Origin of the sequence: Streptomyces sp. cg36, assembly GCF_041080675.1 — a bacterium.
Classification (GTDB): Bacteria; Actinomycetota; Actinomycetes; order Streptomycetales; family Streptomycetaceae; genus Streptomyces.
On record NZ_CP163520.1, the window covers coordinates 2,738,656 to 2,754,953 of the forward strand.

At 72.6% G+C, this 16,298-nt stretch carries 15 protein-coding genes; 7 read left to right on the forward strand and 8 right to left on the reverse strand.

The window, feature by feature from the left end:
* Positions 1 to 101 precede the first annotated feature (101 nt).
* Positions 102 to 1,700, reverse strand: coding sequence for a Na+/H+ antiporter (locus AB5J87_RS12055; RefSeq protein ID WP_369376464.1), 1,599 nt, complete (start codon positions 1,698 to 1,700; stop codon positions 102 to 104).
* Positions 1,701 to 1,739: 39 nt separating this feature from the next.
* Between AB5J87_RS12055 and AB5J87_RS12060 the strand changes: the two genes are divergently transcribed.
* From AB5J87_RS12060 to AB5J87_RS12070, 3 genes are all read left to right on the forward strand, one after another.
* Complete coding sequence (locus AB5J87_RS12060) at positions 1,740 to 2,000, forward strand: UBP-type zinc finger domain-containing protein (protein WP_369376465.1); 261 nt, start codon at positions 1,740 to 1,742, stop codon at positions 1,998 to 2,000.
* A gap of 301 nt (positions 2,001 to 2,301) precedes the next feature.
* Positions 2,302 to 2,715: an anti-sigma regulatory factor gene (locus AB5J87_RS12065; protein WP_067163834.1), complete on the forward strand. Its 414-nt coding sequence runs from the start codon at positions 2,302 to 2,304 to the stop codon at positions 2,713 to 2,715.
* Positions 2,716 to 2,747: 32 nt separating this feature from the next.
* Positions 2,748 to 3,677 (forward strand): RNA polymerase sigma factor SigF, encoded by a 930-nt coding sequence (locus AB5J87_RS12070; protein ID WP_369383484.1) that lies wholly within the window; start codon positions 2,748 to 2,750, stop codon positions 3,675 to 3,677.
* 173 nt (positions 3,678 to 3,850) lie between these two features.
* Here the strand turns inward: AB5J87_RS12070 and AB5J87_RS12075 are convergent, their stop codons facing one another.
* The gene (locus AB5J87_RS12075; protein ID WP_369376466.1) at positions 3,851 to 4,297 is read right to left on the reverse strand and encodes a hypothetical protein; all 447 of its coding nucleotides are present in this window, start codon (positions 4,295 to 4,297) and stop codon (positions 3,851 to 3,853) included.
* 149 nt (positions 4,298 to 4,446) lie between these two features.
* Between AB5J87_RS12075 and AB5J87_RS12080 the strand changes: the two genes are divergently transcribed.
* Together AB5J87_RS12080 and AB5J87_RS12085 are read left to right on the forward strand one after the other, a co-directional pair.
* Positions 4,447 to 5,415, forward strand: a complete 969-nt coding sequence (locus tag AB5J87_RS12080; RefSeq protein ID WP_369376468.1) for a diacylglycerol kinase family protein — start codon at positions 4,447 to 4,449, stop codon at positions 5,413 to 5,415.
* Positions 5,416 to 5,732: 317 nt separating this feature from the next.
* On the forward strand, positions 5,733 to 5,990 hold the full coding sequence (locus AB5J87_RS12085; RefSeq protein WP_004937597.1) for a WhiB family transcriptional regulator: 258 nt from the start codon (positions 5,733 to 5,735) through the stop codon (positions 5,988 to 5,990).
* Positions 5,991 to 6,226: 236 nt separating this feature from the next.
* Here the strand turns inward: AB5J87_RS12085 and AB5J87_RS12090 are convergent, their stop codons facing one another.
* Both AB5J87_RS12090 and AB5J87_RS12095 read right to left on the reverse strand, forming a co-directional pair.
* Positions 6,227 to 7,693, reverse strand: coding sequence for a sensor histidine kinase (locus AB5J87_RS12090; protein ID WP_369383485.1), 1,467 nt, complete (start codon positions 7,691 to 7,693; stop codon positions 6,227 to 6,229).
* Positions 7,694 to 8,122: 429 nt separating this feature from the next.
* Entirely contained in the window at positions 8,123 to 8,749 is a 627-nt protein-coding gene (locus AB5J87_RS12095; protein ID WP_369376470.1) for a TetR/AcrR family transcriptional regulator, read from the reverse strand.
* A gap of 95 nt (positions 8,750 to 8,844) precedes the next feature.
* On the opposite strand from AB5J87_RS12095, the gene AB5J87_RS12100 reads away from it, so the two are divergent.
* Positions 8,845 to 9,597 carry an SDR family oxidoreductase gene (locus tag AB5J87_RS12100; protein ID WP_369376471.1) on the forward strand — a complete coding sequence of 251 codons (753 nt, stop codon included), beginning with the start codon at positions 8,845 to 8,847 and terminating at the stop codon, positions 9,595 to 9,597.
* 372 nt (positions 9,598 to 9,969) lie between these two features.
* Here AB5J87_RS12100 and AB5J87_RS12105 read toward each other — a convergent pair whose 3' ends face one another.
* Positions 9,970 to 11,040, reverse strand: coding sequence for an SIS domain-containing protein (locus tag AB5J87_RS12105; protein WP_369376472.1), 1,071 nt, complete (start codon positions 11,038 to 11,040; stop codon positions 9,970 to 9,972).
* 157 nt (positions 11,041 to 11,197) lie between these two features.
* Here AB5J87_RS12105 and nagB point away from each other — a divergent pair, with 157 nt between their 5' ends.
* On the forward strand, positions 11,198 to 11,983 hold the full coding sequence (nagB, locus tag AB5J87_RS12110; protein WP_369376474.1) for a glucosamine-6-phosphate deaminase: 786 nt from the start codon (positions 11,198 to 11,200) through the stop codon (positions 11,981 to 11,983).
* A 932-nt stretch (positions 11,984 to 12,915) separates the two neighbouring features.
* On the opposite strand, the gene AB5J87_RS12115 is transcribed toward nagB, so the two are convergent.
* From AB5J87_RS12115 to AB5J87_RS12125, 3 genes are read right to left on the reverse strand one after another with little or no spacing between them, the layout of a single operon-like run.
* Positions 12,916 to 14,421, reverse strand: coding sequence for a glycoside hydrolase family 3 protein (locus AB5J87_RS12115; RefSeq protein ID WP_369376475.1), 1,506 nt, complete (start codon positions 14,419 to 14,421; stop codon positions 12,916 to 12,918).
* Positions 14,422 to 14,430: 9 nt separating this feature from the next.
* On the reverse strand, positions 14,431 to 15,282 hold the full coding sequence (locus AB5J87_RS12120; protein ID WP_369376477.1) for a carbohydrate ABC transporter permease: 852 nt from the start codon (positions 15,280 to 15,282) through the stop codon (positions 14,431 to 14,433).
* 3 nt (positions 15,283 to 15,285) lie between these two features.
* Positions 15,286 to 16,281, reverse strand: a complete 996-nt coding sequence (locus tag AB5J87_RS12125) for a carbohydrate ABC transporter permease (RefSeq protein ID WP_369376479.1) — start codon at positions 16,279 to 16,281, stop codon at positions 15,286 to 15,288.
* Positions 16,282 to 16,298: the final 17 nt, after the last annotated feature.

Genomic DNA, 16,298 nt, shown 5'->3' on the forward strand with positions numbered 1-16,298 from the left:
GGGCGCGGGGAACCGCGCGACCAGCCCGCCACCGGCCCGCGGACAAGGACCGGGCCCAAGAGCGACCCACCACCGGCCCGCAGCCGAACCGCACGCCCGTCCTACTCCTCGCTCTCCCGATACGCCGCCGCCTCCTCAAGATCCAGCCGCCGCAGCAGCGTCCGCAGCATCTCGTCATCGATGCGCCGAGCATCCCGCAGCCGTACGAACACCTCCCGCTCCGCGCCGATCATCTCCCGCGAGAGCCTGCGGTACGTCGTGTCGGCCGACTCGCCGGTCACCGCGTTCACCCCGCCCAGCCGCTCCCACACGGAGTTGCGGCGCCGCTCCAGGACCGTGCGGAGCCGGTCGGCGAGCGGCGGGGGCAGCGCGTTGGCCTCGTCGGCGAGCAGCTCGTCCAGGCGCCGCTCGGCGGCCAGCGACGCCTCGCTCTGGGCCTGCGCCTCGGCCAGCGTCTCGGCCCGCGCGTCCCGGCCCGGCAGCTTCAGCGCCCGGATCAGCGGCGGCAGGGTCAGCCCCTGCACCACCAGGGTGGCGATGACCGTGGTGAAGGTGAGGAAGAGCACCAGGTTGCGGGCCGGGAAGGCCCGGCCGTCGTGGAGGGTCAGCGGGATCGAGAAGGCGATGGCGAGCGAGACCACCCCGCGCATCCCGGCCCAGCCCACGATCACCGGCGCCGTCCAGTCGGTGCCCGGCTCGCGGGCGCGGATGCGCGCGGAGAGCGCGCGCGGCAGGTACGTGGCCGGGAACACCCAGAGGAACCGGACCACCACGACGGCCACGAAGACCCCGGTCGCGTACAGCAGGGCCTGCCCGGCGTCGTACTCGCCCAGGTCCTCCAGGACCACCGGCAGCTGCAGTCCGATCAGCGCGAACACCGACGATTCCAGGACGAACGCGACCATCTTCCAGACCGCCTCCTCCTGGAGCCGCGTCGCGAAGTCCACCTGCCAGGCCCGGTGGCCGAGGTAGAGCGCCACGACCACCACCGCGAGCACCCCGGACGCCCCGACCTCCTCCGCCGCCGCGTACGCGACGAACGGGATCAGCAGCGACAGCGTGTTCTGCAGCAGCGGCTCGCCCAGGTGGGTGCGGAGCCAGTGGATCGGCACCATCAGGACGAGCCCGACACCGATCCCGCCGACCGAGGCCAGCGCGAACTCCCGCAGCCCGCCCGCCCAGGTCGCCCCCTCCCCCACGGCCGCCGCCAGCGCCACCTTGTACGCGGTGATCGCGGTGGCGTCGTTCACCAGCGACTCGCCCTGGAGGATCGTGGTGATCCGGCCGGGCAGGCCGAGGCGGCGGGCGATGGCGGTGGCCGCGACCGCGTCCGGCGGGGCGACCACCGCGCCGAGCACCAGCGCGGCCGTGAGCGGCAGGTCGGGCACGAGCAGATAGGCGAGCCAGCCCACGGCCAGGGTCGCGAACAGCACGTAACCGACCGAGAGCAGCGCGACGGGCCGCAGATTGGCTCGCAGATCGAGGTACGAGCTGTCGACGGCCGCCGTGTACAGCAGGGGCGGCAGCAGCAGCGGCAGCACGATGTGCGGGTCGAGCGCGTAGTCGGGCACGCCCGGCACATAGGCCGCCACCAGCCCGGCCGCCACCAGCAGCAGCGGGGCGGGCACGGGGGTGCGGCGGGCGGCGCCGGCCACCGCCGCGCTCCCCGCCACCAGTGCCACCAGCGGCAACGCGTCCATCCAGTCACCTCACACCCGGTCCGTCGTAACCTGGCAATCATGAGCGAGTGCCCGCACGTTGCCGAACTGCCGCGCCCCGAGCCGGTCCCGCTGACCACGACCTGCGAGGAGTGCCTGGCGGCCGGCACGCACCACGTGCAGCTGCGGCTCTGCCTGGTCTGCGGCTATGTGGGCTGCTGCGACTCGTCACCGAGGAAACACGCGAGCGCCCACCACCGGGAGACCGGCCACCCGGTGATGCGCACGCTGGAGGCGGGCGAGGACTGGCGCTGGTGCTTTGTGGACAACGTACTGGTGTGACCCCGGAGGTCAGGAGGGTCCCGACGGTTCGACGGCCCGCGGCCTGGGTACGTCAACCCGGCGCCGGTTCACCGCAATTGGGCACCGCACACCTCTAGCCACTGTCCGTGCTCATATGCTTACCATGAGTGACACCTGCCGGGAGGGGTCCCGGCGACACGGCACCATGGATCGCGATAGCGTCGCCCTTCCGAGCACCACGTCGCGTGGACGGCGCACGATCACGCATTACGTACCGCATGGCCCCGGAGGCGTCCCCTCCACCGGGGCCCGAGAGAGCTTGTGCACCTTGGAGGTGAGGGTGTCCCAGATCGCAGGCGAGCCCGGGAATCAGGACTTCGTGGAAGTCCGGCTGCCGGCCGCGGGTGCCTACCTGTCGGTGCTGCGTACGGCCACGGCCGGTCTAGCGGCACGTTTGGACTTCACCCTCGACGAGATCGAGGACCTGCGCATCGCGGTCGACGAGGCGTGCGCGATCCTGCTCCAGCAGGCCGTGCCCGGCTCCGTACTGAGCTGTGTGTTCCGGCTCGTGGACGACTCGCTGGAGGTCACCGTCTCGGCCCCGACCACGGACGGCCGGGCCCCCGAGCGCGACACCTTCGCCTGGACGGTGCTCTCCGCGCTCGCCGGCAAGGTCGACTCCTCGGTGGCCGACGACCGCACGGTCTCCATCAGCCTGTACAAACAGCGCGGCGCGGGACCCGGACCGGCGTGAGCGGGGACGGTCCGGTGCGCGACGAGCGGCGCATCCCCGAGGCGCACCCGGAGGTGCCGCGCTCCGTCGGCATTCCGGAGCAGCAGGCCCGGCCGCACCCGGTGGACGGACTTGACGGCCTTGAGGCCGTGGCGGAGCAGACGCGGCAGGCAGAGCGGGCGGCCCACATGAGCGAGCACACCGAGCACACGCAGCACCAGCACGATCCGCAGGACCGCAGCGGGGCGCGGGCGATGTTCATCGAGCTGCGCAAGCTCGCGGACGGCTCGCCGGAGAAGGCCGAGCTGCGCAACCGGCTGGTCCGGATGCACCTGCCGCTGGTCGAGCACCTGGCCCGGCGCTTCCGCAACCGCGGCGAGCCGCTGGACGACCTGACGCAGGTGGCGACCATCGGCCTGATCAAGTCGGTGGACCGGTTCGACCCGGAGCGCGGCGTCGAGTTCTCGACGTACGCGACCCCGACGGTCGTCGGCGAGATCAAGCGGCACTTCCGGGACAAGGGCTGGGCGGTCCGGGTGCCGCGCCGCCTCCAGGAGCTGCGCCTCGCCCTGACCACGGCCACCGCCGAGCTCTCCCAGCAGCACGGCCGCTCGCCCACGGTGCACGAGCTGGCGGAGCGCCTGGGCATCTCCGAGGAGGAGGTCCTGGAGGGCCTGGAGTCGGCCAACGCGTACTCCACGCTCTCGCTGGACGTGCCGGACACGGACGACGAGTCGCCCGCGGTCGCGGACACGCTGGGCGCGGAGGACGAGGCGCTGGAGGGCGTCGAGTACCGGGAGTCGCTCAAGCCGCTCCTGGAGGACCTGCCGCCGCGCGAGAAGCGCATCCTGCTGCTGCGCTTCTTCGGGAACATGACCCAGTCGCAGATCGCGCAGGAGGTCGGCATCTCGCAGATGCACGTCTCCCGGCTGCTGGCCAGGACCCTGGCCCAGCTGCGGGAGAAGCTGCTGGTGGAGGAGTAGGCCCGGCCCGCGCCGGGGTGCCGGACCGCGCGTCCGGCCGTGGAGGACCCGCGTCCCGGACGAGGTGCGGCGGGCGGGGCCCAGGGCCGGCCGGGCGGATCCGGTCGCGGTCCGAAGCGCCCGCGCCGGGCGCCCCGGGCAAGGCGCCCAGGGCAAGGCCCGCCGGGCGGGTCCTAGCGCTCGCCCGCCCCGCGCACGCCGAGCGCCTCCGCCGTGGCCGGGTTGACCAGCATCACGAGACCGGTCACCGCCAGCGCGGCCACGGCGATCCCCACCGGGATGGCCGGGCCGTTCGAGGTCAGCAGCATGTAGGCGACCGGCAGGGCCAGGATCTGGGTCATCAGCGCCGGGCCCCGGCTCCAGCGGCGGCGCAGCAGCAGTCCGCGCGCGGCGATCAGCGGCATGAGGCCCAGGACCATCAGCGTCACCCCGCCGGTCTCGGCCTGCCGGGGCTGGTCGGGCTTGCCCAGCAGGCCCATCACGAGCATGTAGAGGCCGCCGGCGACCAGGGCGAGGCCCTCGACGGCGGCGATCGCGGCGGCGGCGGTGAGGCGGCCGGGGCGCGGCCCCTCGGGGGCGCCGGTGCCGGGCTCGCGGTCAGGGTGCTGGTCAGTACTCACCCCAGCAGGGTAGCCGCCGCCCCCGGGCCCGCCCCGGGCCCCCGGCGGCCCCGCACCCCCTGGCGGAACGTTTCCTTCCGCTCTTGCCGGGGGCCGGAGGGGAGGGGCTGCACTGTGCCCGGTACCGCCCGGTAGGTACTCTGGCGACCATGCGTGCACTTCTCGTGGTCAACCCGGCGGCTACCACCACCAGTGCCCGCACCCGTGATGTCCTCATCCACGCGCTGGCCAGCGAGATGAAGCTGGAGGCCGTGACGACGGAGTACCGGGGGCACGCCCGCGACCTCGGGCGGCGGGCCGCGGAGAGCAACGACATCGACCTGGTCGTGGCGCTCGGCGGCGACGGCACGGTCAACGAGGTCGTCAACGGACTGCTGCACGACGGACCCGATCCGGAGAACCTGCCGAGTTTCGCGGTGGTCCCCGGCGGCTCCACGAATGTCTTCGCCCGCGCGGTCGGACTGCCCAATGAGCCCGTCGAGGCCACCGGCATACTGCTGGACGCCCTGCGCGAAGGGCGCGGCCGTACGGTGAGCCTGGGCCTCGCGGCGGGCACGCCGGGCACCGAGGACGAAGGCGTCCCGGCCCGCTGGTTCACTTTCTGCGCCGGATTCGGATTCGACGCGGGCGTCATCGGCCGGGTCGAACAGCAGCGGGAAAAGGGCAGGCGTTCGACGCACGCGCTGTATCTGCGCCAGGTGGCCCGCCAGTTCCTCGGCGAGGAGCACCGCAGACACGGGGTGATCAGCCTGGAGCGGCCCGGCCAGGACCCGGTCGAGGACCTGGTGATGTCGATAGTCTGCAACACCTCCCCCTGGACCTACCTGGGCAATCGCCCGGTGTACGCGGCTCCGGAGGCGTCCTTCGAGACCGCCCTCGACGTGCTGGCGCTCAGCCGCCTCTCGACCACGGCGGCGGCCCGTTACGCGACCCAGCTGCTGACGTCGACGCCCGAGAAGGGGCCGCGCGGCAAGCACGCGGTGTCACTGCACGACCTCACCGACTTCACCTTGCATTCAAAGGCCCCGCTCCCCTTCCAGATGGACGGCGACCACCTGGGTCTGCGTACGAGCGTGACGTTCACAGGCGTACGCCGTGCACTGCGTGTGATTGTGTGAGTGGAAGGGCCGAAAGTCCTTTAACTCGAACGTTTGGGCTGGGCCCCACCCCATAGAAGTACGACTGTGACCCAGTCGACACCGAGGAATCAAAAAAAACTTTCCGGAAGGGGTTGTATCCGCCGCCGAGGTTTGCGAATCTCTACATGGCGATCGGGACGGCCCGCAACACCGGCCTCCGTGAGAGCCAGAACCCCTCCTCAAGCTCAGGACCACAACCAGTCCATCTGGAAGTCGGCCCTTCCCTTACGGGGGGATTCGTGAAAGCGTTCACATTCACAAGCAACCCGCACGTAATACCAAGAGAGGTAGCAGCCATGGACTGGCGTCACAACGCCGTTTGTCGTGAGGAAGACCCCGAGCTGTTCTTCCCCATCGGCAACACCGGTCCTGCGCTGCTGCAGATCGAGGAAGCCAAGGCCGTCTGCCGCCGCTGCCCCGTCATGGAGCAGTGCCTGCAGTGGGCGCTCGAGTCCGGCCAGGACTCGGGTGTCTGGGGTGGCCTCAGCGAGGACGAGCGCCGTGCGATGAAGCGCCGCGCCGCCCGCAACCGGGCGCGCAACGCGACCGCCTGATTCCCCCCTCTGCCTAGGCCCGCGCGGCGCGTACAGCGAGTACGCACTCACCGCCCCCCGAGCCGCAGCGCGCAGCAGTAACCCACAGCATTCGAGCCCCGGACCGTTCCTCGGTCCGGGGCTCGCTGCTGTGCACGGCGTTTCCGGGAGCGTACGGGCAAAGAACGTTTCCGGCCGCGTACGGGCAAACGTTTCCGGCCGGACGACCGGATCCGGCCGACGCGGCCGGGCCGGGGCTACTTCTCGGCCCGGACCGGGACGTCCAGCACCACCTGGGTGCCGCCGTCCGGCGCGGCCACCATGTCGAAGGCGCCGCCCAGCTCGCCCTCGACCAGCGTCCGGACGATCTGGAGGCCGAGGTTCCCGGCGGTCTTGGGGTCGAAGCCCGCGGGCAGCCCGCGTCCGTCGTCGCGCACCGTGATCAGCAGCCGGGCTTCCCCGCGGGAGCCGCCCCGGACCGCCGAGACCTCCACCGCGCCCTGCTCCCCCGGTGCGAAGGCGTGTTCCAGCGCGTTCTGCAGGATCTCGGTCAGGACCATCGAGAGCGGGGTGGCGACCTCGGCGTCGAGGATGCCGAACCGGCCGGTGCGGCGGCAGGTCACCTTGCCCGGGGAGATCTCCGCCACCATCGCCAGCACCCGGTCGGCGATCTCGTCGAACTCGACGCGCTCGTCCAGGTTCTGGGACAGCGTCTCGTGCACGATGGCGATCGAGCCGACCCGCCGGACCGCCTCGTTGAGCGCCTCGCGCCCCTGCTCGGAGTCGATCCGCCGGGCCTGGAGGCGCAGCAGGGCCGCCACCGTCTGGAGGTTGTTCTTCACCCGGTGGTGGATCTCCCGGATGGTGGCGTCCTTGGTGATCAACTCGCGCTCGCGGCGGCGCAGTTCGGTCACGTCCCGCAGCAGCACCAGCGAACCGATGCGGGTGCCCTTGGGCTTGAGCGGGATGGCGCGCAGCTGGATGACCCCGCCGCTGCCCTCGACCTCGGTCTCGCGCGGGGCGTATCCGCTGGCCAGCTTGACGATGGCCTCGTCCACCGGCCCCCGGGAGGGCGCGAGTTGGGCGGTGAGCTCGCCCAGGTGCTGGCCCACCAGGTCGGAGGCGAGGCCGAGCCGGTGGTACGCGGAGAGGGCGTTGGGCGAGGCGTACTGGACGATGCCGTCCGCGTCGAGGCGCAGCAGCCCGTCCCCCGCGCGCGGCGAGGCGTCCATGTCGACCTGCTGCCCCGGGAACGGGAACGTTCCGGCGGCGATCATCTGCGCCAGGTCGGAGGCGGACTGGAGATAGGTGAGCTCCAGGCGCGAGGGGGTGCGCACGGTGAGCAGATTGGTGTTGCGGGCGATGACCCCGAGGACGCGGCCCTCCCTGCGCACGGGAATGGACTCCACCCGCACCGGCACCTCCTCGCGCCACTCCGGGTCGCCCTCGCGCACGATCCGGCCCTCGTCGAGCGCGGCGTCGAGCAGCGGGCGCCGGCCGCGCGGGACGAGGTGGCCGACCATGTCGTCCTGGTAGGAGGTGGGCCCGGTGTTGGGCCGCATCTGGGCCACCGAGACGTACCGGGTGCCGTCGAGGGTGGGAACCCACAGCACCAGGTCGGCGAAGGAGAGGTCGGAGAGCAGCTGCCACTCCGAGACCAGCAGATGGAGCCACTCCAGGTCGGATTCACTGAGAGCGGTGTGCTGACGTACGAGGTCGTTCATGGAGGGCACGTCAGGAGGGTAACCCGCGCGGGCTACGGCGCCGGGTCGGGACCCTCGGCCCGTCCGGCACCGCAGCCCGGAACAACCGGCCGACGGGTGTGCGGTGCCCCTCGGCCTTACGGGAGGTTTCCGGCGCTGTCAGGGCAGAGAGCGCCGGATACCTCGGTCCGGCCTCCTGTGCGGGGAGGCCGGAGGCCCTGTGCGGCCATTGTGGACTAGACCATTCGTCGCTGTCCATCCATATGCCGGCCCGGATCCGGGCCGACGCAAGCCCGCACCCCGGGCGGGACCGAGCCTGCCACGAGGGCGGCGGGAAGCCTAGAGCCCGTCCGGCGATTCGCGTCGCCGGGCAGACGCGAAGGGGACGACCGGTCCTAGAGCCCGTCCGGCGATTCGCGTCGTCGGACGGACGCGAAGGAGTCGACGGCCCTAGAGCCCGTCCGGCGATTCGCGCCGAACGGGGGCGGCGGGCCAGGCGCGCATCGCGGTCTCGGCCGCGATCGCCAGCTCCTCCTCGGCCGCGCCGTCCCTGGCCTGCAAGGACATGCCCTGGAACACCGCGGCGCTGAACCGGGCCAGGGCGCGGGCGTCGGTCGTGGCGGGCAGCTCCCCGGCGGCCACGTCGGCGGCGATCCGGCGCTCGAACTCCGCGAGGTTGGCCTCGCGCTGCTCGCGCAGCGCCCGTTCGACCTCCTGGGTGGCGCAGTTGACGGCGGCGGTGACGACCAGGCAGCCGGGCGGGCGGCCCGGGCGGACGAACTCCGCGGCGGCCTCCCGCAGGATCCGCCCGATCGCCGCGCGCGCGGTCCCCTCCTCGGCGAGCGCCCGGACCATGTACGCGCCGTGCGTCTGCCCGTACCCCCGGACGACCTCGTCGAACAGGGACTTCTTGTCGCCGAAGGCCGCGTACATGCTGGGCGCGCCGATGCCCATGGCGCGGGTCAGATCGGCGACGGAGGTCGCCTCGTAGCCGTGCTCCCAGAAGGCCAGGGTGGCCTGTTCGAGGGCGCGCGCCCGGTCGAAGGAGCGGGGCCGGCCGCGCTGTCCGGTGGTCATGGACGAATTCTATAGCGAGCGCTAAAGAATGTGCTACGGTCCATTTCTGTAGTGACCGATATAGAAATATCGAACGGGAACGGGGAGGACACGCCATGGGCGCACTCACGGGCAGGACGGCGCTGGTCACCGGGGCCAGCCGGGGCATCGGCCGGGCCGTCGCGGAGCGGCTGGGCCGGGACGGGGCACGGGTCGCCGTCCACTACGGCAGCAACGGGGCGGCGGCGCGGGAGACCGTCGCCGCGATCGAGGCGGCGGGCGGCTCGGCCTTCGCCCTCGGCCGCGAACTCGGCGTCCCCGGCGACGCCGAGGCCCTGTGGGCCGCCTTCGACCGGCAGGCCGACGGGGTCGACATCCTGGTCAACAACGCGGGCATCGGCACGGCGAAGGCGTTCGGGGACATCGCGGAGGAGGAGTACGACCGGCTCTTCGCCGTGAACGCCAGGGCCCCGTTCTTCCTGACCCGCCTCGGCCTGGAGCGGATGCGCGACGGCGGCCGGATCGTCAACGTCTCCTCCGGCGTCTCGCGCTCCGCGCTCCTGCCGGACCTGATGGCGTACGCGATGACCAAGGCCGCGCTCGACGTGTTCACCCGCGACCTGTCCCGCGTCGTGGGAAGCCGCGGCATCACCGTCAACTCGGTGGCGCCCGGCATCGTCGACACCGATGTGAACGCGGAGTGGCTGCGCGCGAGCGAGGAGGCGTGGCAGGGCGCGGCGGCCATGTCGGCACTGGGCCGCGTCGGCACCCCGGCGGACATAGCGGACGTGATCGCGTTCCTGGCCTCGCACGAGGGGCGCTGGGTGACGGGGCAGTGGGTGGACGCGACGGGCGGGTCGCTGCCGTAGGGGGTTGGGGGTGGCCCTGGTGCCGCGCCTGTGCCGGGGCCCGGTCCATCCTCGGCCGGCGCCCGCTGCCGCCGGGGGCGCGGTCACCCCTCGGCCGCGGGGGCCTCGGCGGCGACCCCCACGTGGGGGCCCGGTCCGTCCTCGGCCGGGGCCCGGCAGAAGGCCCCCGGCAGGGCCCGGCAACCCCGGCCAGAGGCGCAACCGGACGTCCGGCGGCGGCCCCTCAGCGGCGCCCGGTCACACTCGGCCGGGGCCCGACCGGGGCACGACAGAAGGTCGCCGGTGGGGGCCGGTCACCCTCCGCCGGGGCCCGGCAGAAGGCCGTCCGTGACGCCCGGTCGCCCTCCGCCGGGGCGCCGCCGGGTCAGGTCCTCAGTGGGTCTCCGTCACCTTGGCCAGGGCCCGTGGTGCGTCCGGGTCCTGGCCGCGGGCGATCGTCACCTCGTACGCCAGGAGTTGCAGCGGCAGGATCTCCAGTACCGGCTGGAGCTCCTCCGGTACGCCCTCCGTCGGCAGCACGAACCCCGCCGACGCCGCATCCACCTGGGCCTTCGGGCCGACCACGAACAGGTCCGCGCCCCGGCCGCGCAGCCGGTCGAGGACCGGCTGGAGGGCCTGGCCGCCCCGGCCGTCGGTGACCACCGCGATCACCGGCGAGATGTTGTCGACCATGGCCAGCGGGCCGTGCAGCAGGTCGGCGCCCGAGTACGAGAGGGCGGGGATGTAGCTGGTCTCCATCAGCTTCAGCGCGGCCTCCTTGGCCGTGGGGTAGCCGTACCCCCGCGAGGTGATGACCATGCGCTCGGCGAACCGGTACCGGGAGGCCAGGCGGCGCACCTCGTCCTGGCGGGCCAGCACCTGGTCGGCCAGGTCCGGCAGGGCGGCCGCGGCCGAGCCGTCGCCGCCGCGCAGGCCCTCGACCAGCAGGTAGAGGCTGAGCAGGGAGGCCGTGTACGTCTTGGTCGCGGGCAGCGCCTTCTCCGGCCCGGCCAGGATGTCGACATGGTGCTCGGAGACGGCCGCCAGCGGGGAGTCGGCGTTGTTGGTGACGGCCAGGGTGATCGCGCCCGCCGCGCGCGCCGCCCGGGTGGAGTCCACCAGGTCGGGCGAGCCGCCGGACTGGCTGACGGTGATCACCAGGACGTCGCTGAGGTCGGGGCGGGCGCCGTACGCCGTAGTGGTGGACATCGAGGTCAGCCCGCAGGGCATGCCGAGCTGGATCTCCAGCAGGTACTTGGCGTACAGCGCGGCGTTGTCGGAGGTGCCGCGCGCGGTCAGCAGGACGAACCGGGGCTTGGCCGCGGCGATCGCGGCGGCGGTCTCACGGATGCGGGGCGCGCCCTCGGCCAGGATCCGCCGCAGCACGGCGGGCTGCTCCGCCATCTCGCCGCGCATGATCCGGCCGGGCTGCTCGCTCTGCGTCATCGACATCGGGGACGACATGCGCGGTGCCTCCAAATGGCGGTCGCTGTACGCGTTGCCGAAACCCCTCCAGTCGACCATGGGAAAAGGCCCGGCCGCCAGCGGGAGGGCCGCCCATTCTGCTAGATTGGTCTATACCACCCTGGTTAGTTCTACGTCTCCAGATCGGCAGGCCCACGTGGAAGTTGTCATCGTCCCGGACGCCAAGGCGGGCGGCGAGCTCATCGCGGAATCCATCGCGGCACTGTGGCGCCGCAAGCCGGACGCGCTGCTCGGCGTGGCCACCGGCTCGACCCCGCTGCCCATCTACGACGCGCTGACCGCCAAGGTCGCCGCCGGGGACGTCGACGTCTCGCGGGCCCGGGTCTGCCAGCTCGACGAGTACGTCGGGCTGCCGACCGGGCACCCCGAGTCCTACCGCGCGACCGTGATCCGCCAGGTCGTCGAACCGCTCGGGCTCGGCGCGGGATCCTTCATCGGGCCGGACGGTTCGGCGGCGGACGTCCAGGCGGCGTGCGAGGCGTACGACCGGGAGCTGGCGGCGGCCGGGGGCGTCGACCTCCAGATCCTCGGGATCGGCACCGACGGGCACATCGGCTTCAACGAGCCGTGCTCCTCGCTGGCGTCCCGGACCCGGATCAAGACGCTGACGGAGCAGACGCGGGTGGACAACGCGCGCTTCTTCGACGACGACATCGAGCAGGTGCCGCACCACGTCATCACCCAGGGCATCGGCACGATCCTGGAGGCCCGGCACCTCGTGCTGCTCGCGACGGGCGAGGGGAAGGCGGAGGCGGTGGCCGCGACGGTGGAGGGGCCCGTCGCCTCCGTCGTGCCCGCGTCCGCGCTGCAGCTGCATCCGCACGCGACGGTCGTCGTGGACGAGGCGGCGGCGTCGAAGCTGAAGCTGGCGCACTACTTCCGGCACACGTACGCGAACAAGCCGGAGTGGCAGGGCCTGTAGGAGCCCCCACCCCGCCCCTTCCCTAAACCCTCCGGGGGTTGGGGGGGAGGGCGGGAGGGGTTGTCTCCGGGGGCTTCGCCCCCGAATCCCGGCGGGGCCTGCGGCCCCTGCACCTCGCTCGGGGCTGCGCACCCTTGGGAGGGCGGGGAAGGCCGGAGAGCGTTCCCGGGGCTCCGCCCCCGAACCCCGGCGGGGCCTGCGGCCCCCGCGCCCCGCTTGGGGCTACGCACCCTCGGGAAGGCGGGAGAGCGTTCCCCGGGAGCTCCGCCCCCGAACCCCGGCGGGGCCTGCGGCCCCCGCACCCCGCGACGGGCTGCGCACCCTCGGGAGTGAGGGGAAGGCCGGAGAGCGTTCCCCGGGGCTTCGCCCCCGAACCCCTCGCGGGGCCTGCGGCCCTCGCACCCCGCCAGGCGTTGCGCATCCCTTGGGGGAAGGGTTTTCCCGGGGGCCGGGACCTCGCGGGGCCTGCGGCCCCCGCACCCCGCTCGGGGCTGCGCCCCTGGACCCCCGTTCGGCCCCGCGGCCGTGCACCCCGCCAAGGGCGCCGCCCCACAGCGTGAACGACGAACGCCGGACCGGCTGCTGACAGCCGGTCCGGCGTTCCTTCGTTTCGTCCCCCACCTCGAAGCGGGGTGCGGGGGCCACAGGCCCCGCCGGGGGTCCCAGGGGCGCAGCCCCCGGAAGGACCCGGAGAGCCCGCTTTCCTCCCCCAACCCTCCCTGCGGGGTGCGGGGGCCGCGGGCCCCGCCGGGGTCCCGGGGGCGCAGCCCCCGGACGTAAGCCGGGACGCGCTCTCCTTCCCCGACCCCCGAGCGGGGTGCAGGGGCCGCAGGCCCCGCCGGGGGGCCGGGGGCGGGGCCCCCGGGAAACCCTTCCCCCTTTCCCCCCTCCCCCCAACCCCCGGAGGGTTTAGGGAAGGGGCGGGGAGGGGCTCACCCCTTGGTCAGGGCTTCCGCCGCCGCCCTGCCGCACACCCTCGCCGCGCCGTGCGTCGCGATGTGGACCGCCCCCCTCGGCGGCGCCTGCGGCACGCCCATCTCGATCACGACCGTGTCGGGCCGCGCCGACAGCAGGGTGTGCAGGGCCGCCGACATCCACGGATGGCGGTGCTCGTCGCGGACGACCGCGACGATGCGGCGGGGGCCCGCCGCCGCGAGGACCCCGGCCGGATCGTCGTCCGGCCCGTACGTCCCCGTCTCCGTCCCCGGCAGCAGCGCGCCCAGCTCCGCCGCCACCCCCCACGGCGTCTCGTCCCCGACGGCGATGTTGGCGACCGGGGTGAACGAGGCCACATAGGGCGCGGCGGCCAGCGGCGCCGCGTCCCCCGTCACCTTCAGCGCGCGCCGCGCCGCGACCAGGCCGACGTCGGCGCCGGGCGCGGTCCCCTCCTGCACTTCCGCGCCCGGCTCCGCCGCGTCCCCCCTGGCCCGCCGCGTCCAGGACGCGAGTGCGCGCACCCGCGCCGCCGCGTCGGCGAGGCGCGATTCGGGCAGCTCACCGGCCCGTACCGCCGCGACCAGCGCGTCGCGCAGCCGCAGCACGGTGTCCTCGTCCGCCAGGCCGCCGCCGACGCACAGGGCGTCCGCTCCGGCCGCGATCGCGAGGACCGAGCCCCGCTCGATCCCGTACGTCGAGGCGATGGCCTGCATCTCCACGGCGTCGGTGACGATCAGCCCGTCGTAGCCGAGTTCCTCCCGCAGGAGTCCGGTCAGGACGCGGGGGCTCAGCGTGGCCGGGCAGGTCGGGTCGAGCGCGGGTAGCAGGATATGCGCACTCATGACCGACTTGGAACCCGCGGCGATCGCGGCGCGGAAGGGCACCAGCTCACGGGCGTGCAGGGTGTCGAGGTCCACGTCGATGCGGGGCATCGCGTGGTGCGAGTCGACGGCGGTGTCCCCGTGGCCGGGGAAGTGCTTGGTGCAGGCGGCGACGCCGGCGGACTGCATGCCGTCGATGTAGGCGGCGGTGTGCCGCGCCACCAGGTACGGGTCGGCGCCGAAGGACCGTACGCCGATGACCGGGTTGCCGGGGTTGGAGTTGACGTCCGCCGACGGCGCCCAGTTCAGGTCGACGCCGCAGGCCGCGAGGCGGCGGCCGAGTTCGTGCGCGACCGCCCGGGTCAGCTCGGTGTCGTCGACGAAGCCGAGCGCGAGGTTGCCGGGGAAGGACGAGCCGGTACGGACTTCGAGGCGGGTGACGTCGCCGCCCTCCTCGTCGATGGCGACCAGGACGTCGTCCCGCTCGGCCCGCAACTGGGCGGTCAGGGCGGCCAGTTGCGGGGCCGAGTCGATGTTGCGGCCGAACAGGCCGACCGAGGTCAGGCCCTCCCCGATCCGGCGCAGCAGCCAGTCGGGGGCGGTGGTGCCGACGAAGCCGGGCTGCAGGACGGTCAGGGCGTCACGCGTGAGCGTGTCGGTGCTGCGTGCGATCGTCGTCATGTGGCGGCGTTATCCCTTCACTGCGCCGGCCGTCAGACCCGCGGCCATCTTGCGCTGGACGAGGAGGAAGAGGGCCACGATGGGGACGGCCATCATGGTGGAGCCGGCCATCATGGGGGCGAACTCGGTGCCGTGCTGGGTGGTGAAGTTGGAGAGCCACACGGTGGCCGTCTGGTGGTTCTGGCTCATCAGCATCAGGGCGTAGAGGTACTCGTTCCACGCCTGGATGAAGCCGTAGACCGAGGTCGCCACCATGCCCGGGGCCAGCAGCGGGAAGACCACGCGGATGAAGGCGCCGGTGCGGCTGCAGCCGTCGACCATCGCCGCCTCCTCCAGCTCCTTGGGCACGTTGACGATGAAACCGCGCAGCGTCCAGACCGTGAAGGGGAGGATGAAGGTCAGATAGGTGAGGATCAGACCCGAGAGCTTGTCGTACTGGCCCAGGTCGTTGAGGAGCAGGAAGACCGGGATGATCATCGCGACCAGCGGGACCATCTGGACCGCCAGGATGCCGATGATCACGATCTTGCGGCCCCGGAAGGCGAACCGCGAGATGGCGAGCGCGGCCAGCAGGCCGACAGCGATGCCGATCAGCACGACGACGACCGAGACGATCAGCGAGCGGCCGATCGAGCCCCAGAAGTCGCCGATGTCCAGCGCCCGGCGGAAGTTGTCCAGGGTGAAGGTCCGCGGGAAGAAGTGCGGGTTCGGGTCGATCGCGTCCTTGGACGGCTTGAGGGCCGTGTTGAGCATCCAGTAGACCGGGAAGCCCGCGGTGGCGAAGACCAGCAGTCCGAGCAGGTTCCAGCCGAGCTTGGACTTCTTCTTGCGGGGGCGCGCGAGCGCGTTGGAGGCAGCCATCGGTTACTCCACCTCTCCGATCTTCAGCATCTGGCGCATGTAGACGGCGATCACACCGAGCAGCAGGAGCACGGTGAGCAGCGCGATCGCGGAGCCCTGCGAGTAGTCGTTGACCACGAACGCCTTGTCGTACGAGTACGTGGTGAGGAGCTGGAACTCGGGCTCGGGGTGGTTGCTGCGCATCACGAAGACCTGCGGGAAGACGCCCATGTCCCAGATGACCGAGAGGGTCGCCAGCATCACGATGATCGGCTTGAGGATCGGCAGCGTGACGTGCCGGAAGACGCCCCAGGAGCCGGCGCCGTCGAGCCGCGCGGCCTCTTCGAGCTCCTTGGGGACCTGGGTGAGGCCCGCGCTCAGGGTGATGACGACGAACGGCACCGCGCCCCAGACGACCAGCAGCATGATGACGGTGAGGCCCTGGGTGCCGCTGGCGAACCAGTTGTGGCCGATCATGTCGACCCCGGGCAACTGGCTGAGCAGCCAGTTCAGTACGCCGAAGTCGGTGTCGAACATCCACTTGAAGATGGTGATGGCGACGACGATGGGCATGCCCCAGCTCGCCACCAGGGCGATGTTGACCAGGGTCTTGACCCAGCCGGAGACCCGCTGGAGCAGCAGGGCTATCAGCATGCCGAGCACCATGGTCAGCACGACCGCGGTGAAGGCGAACACCACGGTGCGGACGACGACGGTCCAGAACTCGTTGTCGCTCAGGACCTTGGTGAAGTTGTCGAAGCCGACCGACTCCGGGTCCTTGAAGCCCCACAGCTGCGGCTGGCCGAACTTCTGGAAGGACAGGGTGACCAGGCGCACCAGCGGATAGCCCAGGACGAGGGCGAGCACCAGGATGCAGGGGGCCAGCAGTGCCCACGGCACCGCCGCCTGCCCCCGCGAGCGCTTTCTGCCCGGCTTGCCCGGCTCCGCGGGGCCCGTGCCCGGTTGTGGTTCGCGCCGCGCCGGCGGCACCTTGGCGGTGGTTGTCTCTGCGGCACTCATCGCGCGCTCCTAGCGGT